Source organism: Clostridium sp. 1001283B150225_161107_B6, from assembly GCF_015556325.1.
Classification (GTDB): domain Bacteria; phylum Bacillota; class Clostridia; order Lachnospirales; family Lachnospiraceae; genus Enterocloster.
The window spans coordinates 127,106-144,747 of the sequence record NZ_JADNMD010000002.1; the positions used below are offsets into that span (position 1 = coordinate 127,106).

Below are 17,642 nucleotides of genomic sequence, written 5' to 3' on the forward strand. Positions count from 1 at the left end.
AGCGGGCCCTACGTTTCCACAGCCATGAAACAGCTGTGTCATTCCGGGCCCAAAAGACGCGGAATAAGGGTTGAAATAAAGTGCACGTGGGTTGAAAGGAGCAAGTGGTATGATTCAGGTAGTTAAAAGGGATGGGGAAGTTGCCGAGTTTAGTCTGAATAAGATAACAGAGGCCATCAAGAAGGCATTCAGGGCAACATCCAAAGATTACAACAATGAGATTCTGGAGTTATTATCCTTAAGGGTGACTGCGGATTTTCAGAATAAGATGAAGGATGGCAGGATTTCCGTAGAAGAAATCCAGGACAGCGTGGAGCATGTCCTTGAACAGACCGGATATACAGATGTGGCCAAGGCCTACATTTTATATAGGAAACAGAGAGAAAAGATACGGAATATGAACAGCACGATTCTGGATTACAAGGACGTGGTGAACAGTTATGTGAAGGTGGAGGACTGGCGTGTAAAGGAAAACTCCACGGTCACCTACTCCGTGGGAGGACTGATTCTCAGCAACTCCGGCGCCGTGACAGCCAACTACTGGCTCAGCGAGATTTACGACCAGGAGATAGCGGAGGCCCACCGCAATGCGGATATCCACATCCACGACCTGTCCATGCTCACCGGATACTGCGCAGGCTGGTCCTTAAAGCAGCTCCTGATGGAAGGACTGGGAGGCATTACGGGAAAGATTACCTCCTCACCGGCAAAGCACCTGTCCGTGCTCTGCAACCAGATGGTCAACTTCCTGGGAATCATGCAGAACGAATGGGCCGGGGCCCAGGCATTTTCATCCTTTGATACATACCTTGCTCCCTTTGTAAAAGCAGATAATTTAAGCTACCCCGAGGTAAAGAAGTGCATTGAGTCCTTTATCTACGGAGTGAACACCCCCAGCCGCTGGGGCACCCAGGCTCCCTTCTCCAACATCACCCTGGACTGGACGGTTCCGGACGACATGGCAGAGATGAATGCCATTGTGGGCGGCAGGGAGATGGACTTTAAGTATAAAGACTGCAAGAAGGAGATGGACCTGATTAACAAGGCGTTCATTGAGACCATGATTGAAGGAGATGCCAATGGACGCGGATTCCAGTACCCCATTCCCACTTACTCCATTACCAATGATTTTGACTGGTCGGATACAGAGAACAACCGTCTTCTGTTTGAAATGACATCCAAGTACGGAACGCCTTACTTTTCCAACTACATCAACAGCGACATGCAGCCCAGCGATGTCCGCAGCATGTGCTGCCGTCTCCGCCTGGACCTCAGGGAGCTGCGCAAGAAAACAGGCGGATTCTTCGGCTCCGGCGAGAGCACCGGCTCCGTGGGCGTGGTGACCATCAATATGCCGAGAATTGCTTACCAGGCAAAGGACGAGGCGGATTTCTATGCAAAGCTGGACCACATGATGGACGTGTCTGCCCGTTCCTTAAAGACCAAACGCCAGGTTATAACAAAGCTTTTGAACCAGGGCCTGTATCCCTACACCAAGAGATATCTGGGCACCTTTGAAAATCATTTTTCCACCATCGGCCTTATCGGCATGAACGAGGCCGGCCTCAATGCCAGATGGGTGAAGCAGGACATGACCCACAGGGAATGCCAGGAGTTCACCAAGAAGGTGCTGAACCATATGAGGGAGCGCCTGTCGGATTACCAGGAGATGTACGGCGACCTTTACAACCTGGAGGCCACGCCTGCTGAGTCCACCACCTACCGTCTGGCCAAGCATGACAAGCAGCGCTATCCGGACATTATCACTGCAGGGGCGGAGGGGGATACGCCCTACTACACCAACAGCTCCCATCTTCCTGTGGATTATACGGAGGATGTATTTGACGCCCTGGATATCCAGGATGAGCTTCAGACGCTGTACACATCAGGAACCGTGTTCCACGCATTCCTGGGTGAGAAGATGCCTGACTGGAAGGCTGCGGCCAACCTGGTGCGCACGGTTGCTGAGAACTACAAGCTGCCTTACTATACCCTGTCGCCCACGTATTCCATCTGCAAGTGCCATGGATACCTGATTGGAGAACATTTCACCTGTCCAATCTGCGGGGAGAAGGCAGAGGTATACAGCCGCATTACAGGCTACTACCGTCCGGTCCAGAACTGGAACGAAGGCAAGACCCAGGAGTATAAGAACCGTACCAACTACAACATCGGCCAATCCCAGTTAAAGCACGGCGTGTCCAGAATCGCGGCAGACACCAGGGAGAGGACAGGCAGCGCACAGACAGAGGTTTCCCATCAGGGGAAGGAGAAGGCAGGCGCGTCAGCCCATCTGTATCTCTTTACCACCAAGACCTGTCCCAACTGCGTATCGGCAAAGGAGTTCCTAAAAGGACAGGATTACCAGATTATCGATGCGGAGGAGCGTCCTGACCTGGCGGAAAAGTTCGGTATTATGCAGGCTCCCACCCTGGTGATTGTCAGCGACGGCATTGTACAGAAGTTTGCCAATGCTTCCAACATACGCAGGTTTGTGGAACAGAATCAGACAAATACAGTAAAGGCATAAGGGCTGGAAGATGGATGCATTGTTTATGTTTATGGGTGCGCTGTGCCTGGCCGAGGGTGTATGCCTGTTTGCTGGAAAGGATTTCCTCATGTTTGTGGGTTCCACCAGGAAGGAGGACTACGACCTGGAAAAGATGTTCCGGGTGGAGAAATGGATATTCCTGGTGGATGCTGCCTGCAGCTTAGGGGTGGGCTTTAACCGGTTTCCTGATACAGTGGAATCCATTCTGCTGGTTGTGTTCGGAGCCACGCTGGCTGCCCATATCTATGTGTTTAAGAATAAAAAATTCCGGAGATAATGTTGCCGGGAATCATGCGGACCGCTGCTCTCAGTGAATGGGAGCAGCGGTTTTTTGCGGTTCAGGGACTTGAATTGGAAGATGTGCACAAAAGCATTGGGATAAAATGCCGGATTTAGATAAACATACACATCATCACTTGACAAAAAGCTGTATAGCTATATACTAGTAGTATAGCTGTATAGCTAATAACGTGAGTACATTGGAGGAGGAATCATGAAAACGTTAAAGGAGAAGCTGAGAGACAGGGAGAACCTGTCAGGGATGCATATTTGCCTGACAGAACCTTGCATCACTGAGATGTGCGCCGGTCTGGGGTATGATTTTCTGTGGATTGACACGGAGCACACAGCCATTGATTACCAGGTGCTGCTGTACCATCTGATGGGGGCGAAAGCAGGCGGCACCGATACCCTGGTGCGCATTCCATGGAATAACCAGGTACTGGCAAAGAGGGTGCTGGAGATGGGACCCACGGGAATCATCATCCCCATGGTCAACTCGGCCCAGGAACTGGACGCCGCCATGCAGGCCACCCTGTATCCGCCGTATGGAATACGGGGATTCGGCCCCCTGCGCGCAGTGCGGTACGGGCTGGACGATGCTGACTCGTTCATAGAGTCTTCCAGGCAGCAGCTGGTCCGGTGTGTCCAGATTGAGACAAGGACAGCCGTGAAAAATCTGAAGGAGATGGTCAGGAACCCGTATGTGGACTGCTTTATTCTGGGTCCCTGCGACCTGTCCGGTTCCATTGGGGAGCTGAACCGGGTATTTGAAGAGCATACCAGCAGCCTGATTGACGAGGCCGTGGCCATCATCAATGAGAGCGGGAAATCATCCGGCGTATCCACAGGAAGCAATGACCCGGATATCATACGCTACTGGCATGAAAAGGGCCTTAACGTCATATCAGCCGGTTCGGATTATGTACATATTATGGACGGGGCCCGAAGGGAATTAAACATGATGAGACAGATTCAGGAAAAGAGATAGGGAGGATAAACACTATGAGAAAACGCATGATTAGTATCGCATTAGTTCTTGCAATGACCGCAGGCCTGGCTGCATGCGGACAAAAAGCGCCTGAGAGCAAGAGTCCGTCCGAGACGGAGGCAAAGACAGAAGCAGCCTCCGGTGCATCTGCCCCTGAACAGGCTGCGCCGGAGGCGGGCGGGGATTTGCCGGAGGTAAAGCTGGTATTTTCCACACAGTCCAGCGGGGACGTGAATTATGTTAAGGCCATGCATATGATAGCGGATGAGATATCGGAAAAGACCAACGGCAAATTTACCATGGAAATCCATGAAAACGGAAGCCTGATGACCCAGGAGGGCGAGGTGGATGCCGTGGCAAGAGGAAGTCTGGATATGATGTTCAGTTCCCCGTTCCTGATTTCCGACCAGCTTCCATACCTGACCATGTTTACCGCGGCCTACATTTTCCAGAATGAGCAGCACATGCGGGCTGTCATGGATGGGGAGATTGGCCAAAAGGTAGCGGATGATGTGGCGGAAAAATTAAATGTGCGCTGGCTGTCAGCCCTGTACTGCGGAGCCCGCCATCTGGATATGAGGGACATTGGAAAGGAAATCACAAAGCCGGAAGATTTGAACGGAGTCAATTTAAGGATGCCCAATTCATCTGCATGGCTCTTCATGGGCAAGGCCCTGGGAGCAAATCCCACACCCATGGCTTATGCGGAGATATACCAGGGACTTCAGACCGGCGCCATTGACGGACAGGAGAACCCCCTGCCTACCACCATTGCGCAGAAATGGTATGAGGTGACCAGCCAGATTGTACTCACGGGCCATGTGATTGAGCCCATGTGCATTGCAATCAATGAGGAGAAGTGGCAGTCCCTTCCCCAGGAATACAGGGATATCATGACAGAGGCAGTGAGGACAGCCACTGCATGGTGCGATGAGGCAAACCTGAAACAGGAGCAGGAAGCCATTACGTTTCTGAAGGAACAGGGACTGACAGTCATTGAACCGGACCTGGACGCATTTATGGAGTATTCTGAGAATTATTATCTCAACGACAAGGACATGGTAAAAGATTGGGATATGGATTTATATCACCAGATTAAGGACCTGAAATATTAATGAGAGGTATTCTGAATGGACATATGGAAGAAATGCTTTCGGGCTGTCATGGATTTTATTGAGATTTATATGCCCATGTGCTGGTTTGTTCTGCTGTTTGTGGCGTTCATCCTGCAGATTATATCCAGATACATATTTAATAATCCCCTGGTATGGCCTTATGAACTGGCGCAGATTTCCTATGTATGGATAATTACCTTGGGATGCTGCTATGCCCAGCGCACAGATGACAATATTGTCTTTTCCGTGATTTACGAGCTTGTGGGAGAAAACACGAGGAGGCTGTTCCGGCTCCTTCAGGATATCCTGATAGTCGGCCTGCTGACCTACCTGGTCCCGCCGGCGCTGGAGTTTTACCGGTTTTATTTTACCAGGTACAGCACGGTATTCAAGGTCCCTCTGGGATTCGTATATCTGGGATTTTTCCTGTTTCAGATTATCACCATTGTCCGGTACTGCCGGGACCTGGCGGGCTGTGTTAAGGAATTTGGGAAAGGAGGGAAGGCGGTATGAGTCATGCCATGATGATTTCCCTTGGCCTGCTGGTTGTGTGTTTTGTTATCAGGATGCCCATTGCCATAGGAATGATTATATCCTCCACCCTTTACCTGGCTGTGAAAGGCATGGACCCCAGCGTGGTGGTGGAGATTTTTACCAGCAAGATGTATAACAATTTTATTCTGCTGGCTGTTCCGCTTTTTATCTTTGCGGCAAATATTATGAACTCCAGCAAGGTGACAGACAAGATTTTCGACTTTTCCAAGGTCCTGGTGGGACGATGGAAGGGCGGTCTGGGGCATGTGAACGTCATTGCATCCCTGATATTTTCAGGAATGACAGGTTCCGCTGTGGCCGATGCGTCGGGACTTGGAATCATGGAGATTGAGGCCATGCGCAAGGAGGGATACGACGATGGGTTCAGCGCAGCCATAACAGCCGGCTCCGCTGTAATCGGGCCCATCTTTCCTCCCAGCATTCCACTGGTCATATACGGGGTTATTGCAGGCGCTTCCATCGGCAACCTGTTCCTGGCGGGCATGGTGCCCGGAATCATACTGGCCCTGGCCCTGTGCATCTATGTCTGCTATATTGCCAATAAGAGAAACTATCCCAGCGGAAAGAGATATGCGGGAATGGAATTTGTCAGGATGACGGTGAGCGCTATTCCGGCCCTCCTTACCCCTGTCATCCTGCTGATGGGAATTTATACAGGCATCATGACCGCCACAGAGGCCGGGGCGGTGGCGGCTCTCTACGCCCTCATCATTTCCGTCTTTGCGTACCGTTCCATTACATTGCCGGAGTTTATGCAGGTATTAAAAAACACCGTCAGGTCCACGGGACAGATTGGCATCATGTTGGGCGCTGCCTATGTGTTTTCTTATGTGATTGCGGTGGAAAATCTTCCGTCCCTGGCAGGCAGCCTGATTCTGTCCTTTGCCACCACCAAGGTTTCTTTCCTTATTTTTGTCAACATCCTGCTGTTCATACTGGGAATGCTGCTGGATTCCGCTGTTTTGCAGCTGGTGCTGCTTCCCATTTTATGTCCGATTGCCCAGTCCTTTGGGATTGATATGGTTCATTTCGGCGTGGTGTTTACGCTGAATACCATGATTGGGCTCTGTACGCCGCCCTTTGGAATGCTTTTATTTATTGTGACGGGAATCAGCGGGGAGAAGATGAACACCATTATAAAAGAAATCATGCCCATGGTTTTTGTGATGGTCCTGGTGCTGATACTTGTAACATTTGTACCGGATGTCATTATGTGGCTGCCAAGGCTCTTTGGCCGATAAAATTCTTGTATCTTTTCAATTGTTGTATTAAGATAAACAGGAGGGGGATATGTAACAGGCAGGGTTTTAAGAATATTAAGATAGAGATGGGTAATGTATTATGGAAGAACTGGATTTCAAAGTTAAGAAGAAAAATTTATATGAGACAGTGGCTGACCGTATGGAAGACATGATACTGAGTAATTCGCTGCGGCAGGGGGAACGGCTGCCCAGTGAGCAGGAGCTGGCGTTGAAATTCGGAATCAGCCGCAATGTCATGAGAGAGTCCCTGAAGCTGCTTAAGGAAAGGCAGCTGATTGTACAGAAGAACGGGGAAGGGACTTTTATAGCAAAGCCTGAAAGCGGAAGCGTCACTGAGATTCTCAACCGTATGCTGCGTCTGGATGATATCGGATATATGGATGTGTATGAGATGCGTAAGCTGCTGGAGCCTTACGCCAGCAGGGTTGTGGCTGAAAAAAAGGACGCATTGGATTTTGAACAGCTGGAACAGTATGTGCAGGGAATGATTGAAAGTAAGGATGTCTGGGATAAACGCATTGATTATGATATCCAGTTCCATATCTGCATCGCAGAGGCAACCGGGAATCCGCTGCTGATTTGTTTTATTAAATCCATGGTAAGCCTGTGGAAAACAATCCTGCTCAGAGGGATTGTGACACAGCAGGAGGGCCATCAGGATGGGATTGAATTCCACAAGCGAATCATTGAGTGCCTGAAAAAAGGAGACCCGGATGAGGCTGAGGCAATTATGAAGGCCCATATTGAGAAGTCCGCCAAGATGTGCTGGGTGGAGGATGCGCAGTAAAAAAGTTGTCAGTTATGAAATGCAATAAGGACAGTCCCGCGGGGGTTAGAAACCGGGGGGACTGTCCTTTTTCTCATCTGGGACATCCAGGCCTCTGGGACACTCAGGCCTCTGGGATATTCAGGCCTCTTCTTCTTGGATGCTTTTCCGGAGCTTATCCACTGCGGCCCGGAAGTCCCCGTTATCCAGAAACTGCTTATAGTACGCATCCTCCAGCAGGCTCTTAAGGAGCAGCCGGCGTATTTCTATTGTGGAGGCCGGATGTTCCCCGTCTATCTTTACTCCGGGAGAGAACAGGACGGGATTGGGTTTCTGGACCGTGCCGGTGATGGCATCCACAAACTGAATCATGCTCTCCAATGCCTGCTGGTCCTGTCCGGCCCGCTGGTATGCCTGGGCAAAGAATCCGGGACTCATGCCGTTTCCCACGCCCAGCAGCTCTTCCAGCCTGCGGTAAATGACGCACAGCTCCAGAGCCTTTGCGGTGTCGGGGGTCATTTCCGGGTTCATCATCTGGATGAGGAAGTTCTGTATCTGGCGAGTCAGCACATACAAGCGCTTCTGCAGGACTTCCAGAGCCTGTCCGGCCTCCCCCTTTTTCAGGTACAGCAGTGCCCAGACGGAGGTGGAGTCAGTGCTTTGCTGGGGCAATTCCTTTAAAAGGCTCTCCGCTTTATCCAGCTCGCCTTCCAGTATGGCGATGGAGGCCAGGTGGGAGACGGCTGTCTGCCAGCAGGACGGGGCACCGCTGGCCCGGACTTCCTCCAGAAGCTGTTTTTTCTGTTTTGTCCAGCTGTCCTTTACTGTCTGGGGCTGGGCTGGAAACAGCATGGCGAAGAGGTCAAACAGAGTGACTGCCCTGGATTTCAGGGGTATACTTGAGGGGTAGGTGTGCAGAAGCGATTGTATCATGGTGTCCGCTGCCTCATATCCAAGATTCCTGGCTGTCTCCACGATTTCGTTCAGCCGTTCATCAATCTGTACTTCCGTAAGGGTTTCCTCAAACTGCAGCAGGGTATCCACATTGGTGTTCAGGGCGCGGGCCAGAGGGCATAAAAGAGCAATGTCCGGGCAGGAGGCGCCGGTTTCCCATTTGCTGACAGCAGGAGGCGACACGCCCAGGGCAAGGGCCAGCTGTTCCTGTGTCATGGATTTGGATTTGCGCAGAGCCGCAATGCGCGGGCCTATATTTATGTCCATGTAATAAATCTCCTTCACTCTTGTAATGTTGTCCGGCCGGATATAATTAGTATAGTCCATGAGAGAGCGCCGCACAATGGAGGCATTGTTAAACAATGGGAGAATTTTCTTAACCAGTGGTTATGCCGGCGGGAGTCTTGATGATTATGGGTCATACCTACAGCTGTGATAACAGCCGGTTATCCTCCGCGGCCTTTCTGAAAAATTCCAGAAACAGCCTGGTAGACAGCTTGAACTGGGTATCCCTGCGGAAAATGGTATAGAGCTGCCGTTTCAGTCCGGGATGGTCCAGAAGAGGCACCTGTTTCAAAAGCCCTAATTCCAGCTCCTGCCTCACCGCATATTCGGACATGAAGGAGATGCCCTGACGGTTGCGGATACCGCGTTTGATGGCTTCAATGTTGCCGGACACATAAAGACCGGACGGGTCTAAGGAAAGGCGTCCCTCCATCAGCGGTTCGCAGCAAAGCACATCCGAGCCGACAGAGGCGGGCTGGGAGATGATGTAGGTTCCGGGAGTGCTGGAGGGACTGACAGCCAACGACATATTCCGGCTTCTCAAACTGCCCTGGCGCCAACTTGACACATACCGGGAAACATGGTACGATAAAATATATTCTTTCAGAGGATAAGACGGTAGAGCAATCTGCCGTTTTTTTACATTTGACGCGTCAAAAAAGCCCCCGCCTTCATGACAAGGGGCAGGAGCTTTAAGACGTGCAGGAGTGCTTTGGGATACATCCGTCCGCTTTTATCAATCCGCCTTTGCTTTGTCTAACGCTGTGTTGATGGCATTTAACAGGGCCGTGGAGGTATAGCGGGAGGTGCTGGGATATGTAAGGTTCTCCGTGGACTGATTGCTTATAATCTGGCCGGCCAGGTCGTCCAGGGTGGGCTGCATCAGAGGGTACATGGTGGTGACAGCCTCGCTTAATGGAACCAGGTCAATGGAGGTGATGCTGTTCTTATCCACAGTTACCTTTACATTTACATCTTCGCTGCCAAGTGTCAGTGCCGCACTGTATACGCCCGGCAGATAGCCGGCAGGTTCAGCGGAGACGGAAACATTGTCCTTCCCAGGCCGGAACATGATGAAACAGAGGGTAATTAAAAGGATGGCAAGGCCTACGAAGATTGCGGTGTAGATGATTTCCTTCATCCTTAGTACCACAATTTTGGTTTTAGAGCTCATAGTCAGGACCTCTAAGATAGTTTGTTAAAGCTTATGTTGCAGGGCGGGGAAATATGAGAAGTTTTCGTTGTCCCGTCCGCCGGAAGGAGAGAGAAAAGGTGGCGTTACAGTTCATATTGGGAGGAGCAGGCTCAGGAAAGACCAGGATGCTCTATGACCGGGTCATAAAGGAGTCCATGGAGCATCCGGAACAAAGGTATCTGGTGGTGGTGCCGGAGCAGTTTACCATGCAGACCCAGAAGGAAATCATCCGTCTCCACCCCAGGCACGGGGTCATGAACATAGATATCCTCAGCTTTAAGCGTCTGGCTTACCGGGTGTTTGAGGACCTGGGAGTCAGAATCCCGGTTGTGCTGGATGACATGGGAAAATCCATGGTGCTGCGCAAGGTGGCCGGTTTAAAGAGGGGGAAACTGTCCCTTTACAAGGGCCATCTGGAGCAGACCGGCTTCATCAGCCAGCTTAAGTCCCAGATTTCGGAGCTGTACCAGTACGGCATTACTCCGGACATGCTGCGGGAAGTGGGGGAGGAGACAGCTGCCCCCATTCTGGTCCAGAAGCTTAAGGACCTGGAGGTGATTTACAGTGGTTTCAGGGAGTATATAGAGAGCCATTACATTACGGCTGAGGAGATTCTGGACATCCTTTGCAGGGAGCTTCCAAAGTGGGAGCCCCTTAAGGACAGCGTCGTCCTTCTGGACGGCTACACCGGCTTTACGCCGGTCCAGTACAGGCTGGTGGAGCTGTTCCTGGTGCATGCCAGGGATGTGGTGTGCACGGTTACCATTGATTCCAGGGAGAACGCCTACAAGGAGAGCAGCATCCAGCATTTGTTCCATATGAGCCGCCATACGGTGTGCCGCGTGGCATCCATGGCAAAGCAGCACGGAATCACGAAGAAGGAGGACATTATCTGTAACCGTCGTCCGGCCTGGCGGTTTAATGAAAGTCCAGAGCTGGACTTTCTGGAACAGAACCTGTACCGGTATTCCGGAAAAACCTGGGAGGGAAAGACAGAGCGTATCCTGGTGTACAAGGGACGCAACCCGGCAGGAGAGGCAGCCTATGTGTGCAGCCGGATTGAGCAGATGATAAAGGAGGAAGGGCTGCGCTACCGGGATGCAGCCGTGATTACCGGGGACCTACCATCCTATGGCCGGGAGCTGGCCCACCAGTTTGACGAGGCCGGGATACCCTATTTCCTGGATGATAAGAAGAGTATCCTGGAAAATCCCATGGTGGAGCTGATACGCGCGGCGCTGGAGATGGTGAAGGATTTCTCCTATGAGAGCGTGTTCCGGTACCTGAAGACCGGGCTGGTGTATGATAGGGCCGGGTCGGTGTATGATGAGGCCGGGATGGATTCGGAGGCGGATACAGGCCGGGCCGTGGACGGCATTTCCCCAAAGCATGATAGTGAAGCCGGGTTTGGCGGTTCCAGGGAACATGTGGAAAATATGACGGACCGGCTGGAAAATTATGTGCGGGCCCTGGGCATACGCGGGTGGAAACGCTGGGATTCCTGTTGGGAACGGCAGTACAGGGGCGGTGAAAAGCTGAACCTGAAGGAACTGAACGAATACCGTATGTGGATACTGGAGCCTCTCAGGCCGCTGCGGGAGGCTTTTAAGGCAGAGGGGGCCACGATTGCCTCTGTCACTGCCGCCCTCCGCCGGTTCCTGGAGCATATGAGGCTGAGGGAAAAGCTGGAGGACTACAGGGACTTCTTCCTGGAGCGCAGGGAGCCTGGGGACGAGAATCTGGCCAGGGAGTACGGTCAGGTCTATGACCGGGTCCTGGAGCTGTTTGAACGGCTGGAGGGACTCCTGGGCGCGGAAAAGGCGGATATGAAGAATTATATCCAGATTCTGGACGCTGGATTCCAGGAAATCCAGGTGGGAGTAATTCCTGCCACGGTTGACCAGGTTATGGTGGGTGATATTACCCGAAGCCGTCTGGAGGCAGTGAAGGTACTGTTTTTTGTGGGCGTGAATGAGGGAACGGTGCCCCAGCGGAAGAGCGGGGGAAGCCTTTTGACGGACCGGGACAGGGCTGCGCTCAGAAAAATGGATATAGAGCTGGCGCCCACGGTGAAAGAGGATGGCTGTATCCAGAAGTTTTACCTGTATCTCATGATGTCCAAGCCGTCCGGACAGCTGGTGCTCACCTATGCTGGTCTTACGTCTGACGGCAAGAGCCAGAGGCCCTCCAACCTCATGGGAGAAGTGGGAAAGCTGTTTCCGGAAATGGAAACCCTGGATGAGCATTCCGTGGAATGGCCGGTGCGGACTGAAGGGGATGCCAGGGAGCTTCTTATACAGGGACTCCGCAAAATGCAGGAACAGGATGAGGACGGAAGGGAACTGGAGCAAGCCGCCTTTTTGCAGCTCTTTCAACATTTCTATCACTCGGAGGAGCACCGGCATAAGGTAAGGCAGCTCCTGGACGCTGCATTCTATTCCTATGAGGAAAGAGGAATCGGGCGGGCGGCTGCCAGGGCCCTTTACGGCCGGGAATTACAGGGCAGCGTGACCCGGCTGGAACAGTTCGCCTCCTGTGCCTACGCCCATTTCCTGCGGTACGGGCTGGAACTGATGGAACGGCAGGAGTATGAGCTGGAAGCAGTGGACATGGGCAACCTGTTCCACCAGTCCATAGACAGGTGTTTTGCCTATATGAAGGACAGTGGACAGGACTGGCGGGAGCTGACGGAAGAGGGCAGAAAAAGCCTTGTTAAGGAATGCGTGACCCAGGTAACCGAAGAATACGGCAATACAATCATGTCCAGCTCAGCCCGCAACGCATACCTGGCAGGCCGGGTGGAGCGGATTACGGACAGAACCATATGGGCCCTGGCAGAGCAGGTGAAAAAGGGCGACTTTGAACCGGTGGGATTTGAGGTGTCCTTTTCATCCATTGATAACCTGAAGGCCATGCGCATCGGTCTGTCAGAGGATGAGGAGCTGCAGCTTCGGGGACGCATTGACCGTATGGATTTGTGCAGGGATGAAGACCACGTATATGTGAAAATCATTGACTATAAGTCAGGAACCACGTCCTTTGACCTGGCTGCCCTGTTCTATGGCTTACAGCTCCAGCTGGTGGTTTACATGGACGCGGCGGTGGAGATGGAGGAGAGGAGGCACCCGGATAAGGAGGTGGTGCCGGCCGGTATTTTCTACTACCACATAGGTGACCCGATAGCGGATAAGCAGGAGGGTATGGATGAAAAGGATATCGAAAAACAGATATTAAAACAGCTCAGGATGAACGGGCTGGTAAACAGTGAGCTGGATATTATCCATCATCTGGACAGGGAGATTGAAAAGGAGTCTGATGTGATACCCGTTGCCATAAAGGACGGTTATGTCCAGGAGAGCCGTTCATCCGTGGCCAGCACCCGGCGTTTCCAGGACCTGCGCCGGTTTGTGAACCGGAAGCTCAGGGAGGCCGGACAGGACATCTTAAGGGGAAATGTGGACTTAAAGCCATATAAACAGGGAAGCAGGACGGCCTGCGATTATTGTCCCTACCATGCTGTATGCGGATTTGACACCAAGACAGCAGGATATGGATACCGCAAGCTCAGGGGACTTAAACCGGAGGAAATCTGGGCGGAATTGGAAGCTGAAGGAGACGAGGAAGCAGATGGCAGTGAATTGGACCAGTAAACAGCAAGAGGTAATAGACAGCAGGAACAGGAACCTTCTGGTGTCCGCGGCTGCCGGCAGCGGCAAAACAGCCGTGCTGGTGGAGCGTATCATCCAGATGATAAGTGAAGGAGAACATCCTCTGGATATGGACCAGCTGCTGGTAATGACATTTACGAATGCGGCTGCGGCGGAGATGCGGGAGCGGATTGGAGCTGCGGTGGAGCAGAAGCTGAAGGAACGCCCTGAGGACGAGCATCTGTGGCTCCAGGCAGCCCTGATTCCCCAGGCCCAGATTACCACCATTGACAGCTTCTGTCTGAACATCATACGCAGCCATTATAACAGCCTGGATATAGACCCGGCCTTTCGTATCGGGGATGAGGGAGAGCTTTCCCTTTTAAGGGGGGACTGTATGGGGGAAATGCTGGAGCGCTGTTACGATGAGGCGGATGAGCAGTTTGCCAGGTTCGTGGAGCACTTCGGCCGGGGAAAGTCAGACCGGGGAATCGAGGATGTGATTCTCCAGGCATGGCAGTTCTCACAGAGCCATCCATGGCCGGGGGAGTGGCTTGCCTCCTGCCAGAAGGAGCTGGAGGAGGAGAACATTCAGGAGATGGAGGGAAGTCCCTGGATGGTTTTCCTTATGGAGGATGCAGCCAGGCAGATGGAGGAGCTTTCCGGGCAGCTGGGGGAAGCCCTTAAGGTGTGCAGGGAGGAAAACGGGCCCCTGGCTTATGAGCCGATGCTTGTAAGCGACAGGAGCAAGATAGAGGCCATAGGAAGGGCAGCTGCGGCAGGCAGCTTTGAAGCCCTGTATCACAGCCTTCAGAACATGAGCTTTGACCGGCTGGCCTCCATCCGGAGCAAGGATATTGACGGTGATAAAAAGGCATTTGTGAGTGCCTGCCGGGACCGGGTTAAGAAGGCTGTGGCAAAATGCAGGGAGCTCTACGGCCAGCAGAGCCCGGAGGAAGTGGTGGCAAGCATGAGGGGGACCAGGCCGGCTATCCGGGAACTCTTAAAGCTTACGGGCATGTTCGACCAGGCATACAGGGAAGCCAAGAGAGAGCGGAATGTGCTGGATTTTAATGATTTGGAGCATCTGGCCCTGGAGGTTCTGTATAAGAGAGAGGGACCGGGGGATGGGGAAGAGACGGATAACGGGTCAGAGCAGGCGGACACGGCAGAGCAGGGGGATGGGGAAGGTAAGATATCCCGCCGTCCTTCACCGGTAGCGGATGAACTGAGCCGGCAGTACGAGGAGATATTGGTGGATGAATACCAGGACAGCAATTATGTCCAGGAGGCGTTGATTACCAGTATTTCCAGGGAACGGTCCGGCCATCCCAACGTGTTTATGGTGGGGGATGTGAAGCAGAGCATATACAGATTCCGTCTGGCCAGGCCTGAGCTTTTTATGGATAAATATGAGAATTATTCCAGGGAAAGCGGATTATACCAGATGATAGAGCTGCAGCAGAATTTCCGGAGCAGGGAGTCAGTGCTTACCAGTGTCAATGATGTGTTTTATCAAATCATGACAAAGAATCTGGGAGGAATCACATATACAGATGAGACAGCCCTTTATCCGGGCGCGAAATTTGAGGAAGTGAGCAGGAATACGGTCTGTGGCCTGGAATTGGATGAGGAAGAGGCTGGCGGGCAGGAGCCGGATGCCAGGGAGAGCGGCGGACAGGAAGGCGGAACCGTTTCGCTCAAAGCCGGAACTCCCACTGAACTGCTTCTGGTGGATACAGGCGCAGAGACGCTGAGGCAGCTGGACGAAGATTCCCTTGACTATACGGCAAAGGAGCTGGAAGCAAGGCTGATTGCAGGGAGGATACGCCAGCTGGTAAGCGAGAGCCAGGGACTTATGGTGTGGGATAAATCCAGGGGAGCATACCGCAGGGCCCGTTACGGCGACATGGTCATCCTGCTCAGAAGCATGACCGGCTGGTCCGAGGTATTTGTAAATGTGCTGATGAACGAAGGCATTCCGGCCTTTGCCCAGACCAGAACCGGATATTTTAACACGGTTGAGGTGGAGACAATCCTGAGCCTTCTGTCCGTTATCGACAATCCCATGCAGGACATCCCTCTGGCGGCAGTCATGCGTTCGCCGGTTGTGGGGATGGATGATGAGGAAATGGCCTGGATGATGGCTGCCTACAAACGGAATTCTAAAAAGGGACAGGACAGGGGCGTGTACGGGGCGTGGAGACTCTGGCTGGAGGAAGGTCCGGGCTCAAAGGATGGGCCGGGGCCGGAGAAAGGACCGGAGGGTGAACCGGACCCGGAGGAAGGGCCGGAGGGTGAACCGGGCCCGGAGAAAAATCCGGGTATGGAGGAAGGTTGGGTTACAGTAGGCCTGTCCGGCATACCGGAAAAGGCAGCCCATTCCATTTCACTTAAATCCCTTAAGCTGTTTCTTCTTATGGAACAGCTGCGGAGGGAGGCAAGGCATCTGCCTATCCATGAACTGCTGTACCGGGTATACAAAGAAAGCGGATATTATGACTACGTGTCCGCCATGCCGGCGGGGGAGACCAGACGGGCAAACCTGGACATGCTGGTGGAAAAGGCTGCTGCCTATGAATCCACCAGCTACAAGGGCCTGTTCCATTTTGTGAGATACATTGAGAAGCTGAAAAAATTCGATACGGACTTTGGCGAGGCCAGTGTGGCCGGTGAGCAGGACAACACGGTTCGCATCATGAGTATCCACAAAAGCAAGGGCCTGGAATTTCCGGTGGTATTCCTGGCAGGCCTGGGCAAGCGGTTTAACAAGCAGGATGCGTACGGCCAGATTCTTCTGGATGCGGATTTGGGCGCGGCAGCGGATTTTCTGGACCTGGAGCTGCGGGTCAAGGCGCCGACCCTAAAAAAGCAGGCTCTGAAGCGGCGGATGGAGCTGGAAACAATGGGAGAGGAGCTCAGGGTCCTCTATGTGGCCATGACCAGGGCAAAGGAAAAGCTGATTATGACTGCCGCAGACAAATCGCTGGAAAATAAGCTGGAAAAATGGAGGGACATTCCCTTTTCCGGGGGCCAGCTCCCCTATACCATACTGGCTTCGGCTAATTCCTGCCTGGACTGGCTCCTTATGGCGCAGCCCGCCATCCCGTCCTCCCATATGGAAATGCGCCAGATTCAGGTAAAGGACCTGATTGGCGGAGAAATCACCCGCCAGATTATACGGAAGATGAAAAAGGAAGACCTTCTGAACCTGGATAAGGATATGGTGTATGATGAAGCATTTGGAGCACGTCTCAGGGAAGCACTGGAATATAAATATCCTTATGAATCAGACACTGGGCTGTACGCCATGGTGTCTGTATCCGAACTGAAAAAGCAGAGCCAGATAGGAAGGGCAGAGGACGCCATTGGCACGGACAGCGGTAATCTGGAGGGAATCCCCCTGGACGGTCTGAAGGCGCTGACCGGGGGCAGGAATATGGCTGCCCCGGAAGCCGGGGAAATCGGGGAATCCGGTGAACACAGGCCCAAGTCCCCGCCTGGACCGAACCGCGGAGCCCTGCGGGGAACCGCTTACCATGCAGTCCTGGAGCACATTTGTTTTCATGATATACACGGTCCGGCGGAGGTAAAGCCTGTGGTGGATAAACTGCTGGAGGATGGTTTCCTGGATCAGGAGGCCCATGATTTTATCCAGCCAGCTGTTATATGGAATTTCCTGTCCAGTCCCCTTGGAAAGCGTATGGCCAAAGCACAGTCTGAGGGACGTATCCATAAGGAACAGCAGTTCATCATAGGCATACCTGCAAGGGAAATGGGACTTGGCGATTCCGACGAGCTGGTGCTTATACAGGGAATCATTGACGCCTATCTGGAGGAAGAGGACGGATTGGTCCTCATTGACTATAAGACAGACCATGTGCCGGAAGGAAATCCGCATCAGGGAGCAAAGATGCTGGCAGAGCGCTACAGGGTCCAGCTGGACTATTATGAGCGCGCACTGACGCAGCTCACTGAGAAGCATGTAAAAGAGCGCATCATCTATTCTCTTGCGCTTCAGATGAGTATAAACGTATGAAAG

General features: G+C 52.6%; 12 protein-coding genes. 9 read left to right on the forward strand and 3 right to left on the reverse strand.

The window, feature by feature from the left end; translation table 11 throughout:
- Positions 1-109: 109 nt before the first annotated feature.
- From I2H39_RS05760 to I2H39_RS05790, 7 genes are all read left to right on the forward strand, one after another.
- Positions 110-2,530 carry a ribonucleoside triphosphate reductase gene (locus I2H39_RS05760; protein ID WP_195626049.1) on the forward strand — a complete coding sequence of 807 codons (2,421 nt, stop codon included), beginning with the start codon at positions 110-112 and terminating at the stop codon, positions 2,528-2,530.
- Positions 2,531-2,540: 10 nt separating this feature from the next.
- Positions 2,541-2,828, forward strand: a complete 288-nt coding sequence (locus tag I2H39_RS05765; protein WP_195626050.1) for a hypothetical protein — start codon at positions 2,541-2,543, stop codon at positions 2,826-2,828.
- A 216-nt stretch (positions 2,829-3,044) separates the two neighbouring features.
- The gene (locus tag I2H39_RS05770; protein ID WP_138309778.1) at positions 3,045-3,821 is read left to right on the forward strand and encodes an aldolase/citrate lyase family protein; all 777 of its coding nucleotides are present in this window, start codon (positions 3,045-3,047) and stop codon (positions 3,819-3,821) included.
- 14 nt (positions 3,822-3,835) lie between these two features.
- Positions 3,836-4,936, forward strand: a complete 1,101-nt coding sequence (locus I2H39_RS05775) for a DctP family TRAP transporter solute-binding subunit (protein WP_138309777.1) — start codon at positions 3,836-3,838, stop codon at positions 4,934-4,936.
- 15 nt (positions 4,937-4,951) lie between these two features.
- Positions 4,952-5,449, forward strand: coding sequence for a TRAP transporter small permease (locus tag I2H39_RS05780; protein ID WP_138309776.1), 498 nt, complete (start codon positions 4,952-4,954; stop codon positions 5,447-5,449).
- A complete protein-coding gene (locus I2H39_RS05785) occupies positions 5,446-6,732 on the forward strand; it encodes a TRAP transporter large permease (protein WP_138309775.1) in 1,287 nt (428 codons plus the stop codon). The genes I2H39_RS05780 and I2H39_RS05785 overlap by 4 nt, the downstream gene beginning before the upstream one ends.
- 100 nt (positions 6,733-6,832) lie before the next feature.
- Entirely contained in the window at positions 6,833-7,540 is a 708-nt protein-coding gene (locus tag I2H39_RS05790; RefSeq protein ID WP_138309774.1) for a FadR/GntR family transcriptional regulator, read from the forward strand.
- 120 nt (positions 7,541-7,660) lie between these two features.
- Here the strand turns inward: I2H39_RS05790 and I2H39_RS05795 are convergent, their stop codons facing one another.
- The 3 genes from I2H39_RS05795 to I2H39_RS05805 form a co-directional block, all read right to left on the reverse strand.
- Positions 7,661-8,740 carry a helix-turn-helix transcriptional regulator gene (locus I2H39_RS05795; protein WP_195626051.1) on the reverse strand — a complete coding sequence of 360 codons (1,080 nt, stop codon included), beginning with the start codon at positions 8,738-8,740 and terminating at the stop codon, positions 7,661-7,663.
- A gap of 157 nt (positions 8,741-8,897) precedes the next feature.
- Entirely contained in the window at positions 8,898-9,281 is a 384-nt protein-coding gene (locus I2H39_RS05800) for a LysR substrate-binding domain-containing protein (RefSeq protein ID WP_240305357.1), read from the reverse strand.
- 213 nt (positions 9,282-9,494) lie between these two features.
- A complete protein-coding gene (locus tag I2H39_RS05805) occupies positions 9,495-9,932 on the reverse strand; it encodes a hypothetical protein (RefSeq protein WP_195626052.1) in 438 nt (145 codons plus the stop codon).
- A gap of 53 nt (positions 9,933-9,985) precedes the next feature.
- Here I2H39_RS05805 and I2H39_RS05810 point away from each other — a divergent pair, with 53 nt between their 5' ends.
- Positions 9,986-13,603: a PD-(D/E)XK nuclease family protein gene (locus I2H39_RS05810; RefSeq protein ID WP_195626053.1), complete on the forward strand. Its 3,618-nt coding sequence runs from the start codon at positions 9,986-9,988 to the stop codon at positions 13,601-13,603.
- A complete protein-coding gene (locus I2H39_RS05815; RefSeq protein ID WP_195626054.1) occupies positions 13,581-17,639 on the forward strand; it encodes a UvrD-helicase domain-containing protein in 4,059 nt (1,352 codons plus the stop codon). Before I2H39_RS05810 ends, I2H39_RS05815 begins: the two co-directional genes overlap by 23 nt.
- Positions 17,640-17,642 lie beyond the last annotated feature (3 nt).

Bases quoted from the DNA above. Each gene is read 5' to 3' on its own strand.
- I2H39_RS05760 (WP_195626049.1), top strand. From the start codon at position 110: ATGATTCAGGTAGTTAAAAGGGATGGGGAAGTTGCCGAGTTTAGTCTG.
- I2H39_RS05765 (WP_195626050.1), top strand. From the start codon at position 2,541: ATGGATGCATTGTTTATGTTTATGGGTGCGCTGTGCCTGGCCGAGGGT.
- I2H39_RS05770 (WP_138309778.1), top strand. From the start codon at position 3,045: ATGAAAACGTTAAAGGAGAAGCTGAGAGACAGGGAGAACCTGTCAGGG.
- I2H39_RS05775 (WP_138309777.1), top strand. From the start codon at position 3,836: ATGAGAAAACGCATGATTAGTATCGCATTAGTTCTTGCAATGACCGCA.
- I2H39_RS05780 (WP_138309776.1), top strand. From the start codon at position 4,952: ATGGACATATGGAAGAAATGCTTTCGGGCTGTCATGGATTTTATTGAG.
- I2H39_RS05785 (WP_138309775.1), top strand. From the start codon at position 5,446: ATGAGTCATGCCATGATGATTTCCCTTGGCCTGCTGGTTGTGTGTTTT.
- I2H39_RS05790 (WP_138309774.1), top strand. From the start codon at position 6,833: ATGGAAGAACTGGATTTCAAAGTTAAGAAGAAAAATTTATATGAGACA.
- I2H39_RS05795 (WP_195626051.1), bottom strand. From the start codon at position 8,740: ATGGACATAAATATAGGCCCGCGCATTGCGGCTCTGCGCAAATCCAAA.
- I2H39_RS05805 (WP_195626052.1), bottom strand. From the start codon at position 9,932: ATGAGCTCTAAAACCAAAATTGTGGTACTAAGGATGAAGGAAATCATC.
- I2H39_RS05810 (WP_195626053.1), top strand. From the start codon at position 9,986: ATGAGAAGTTTTCGTTGTCCCGTCCGCCGGAAGGAGAGAGAAAAGGTG.
- I2H39_RS05815 (WP_195626054.1), top strand. From the start codon at position 13,581: ATGGCAGTGAATTGGACCAGTAAACAGCAAGAGGTAATAGACAGCAGG.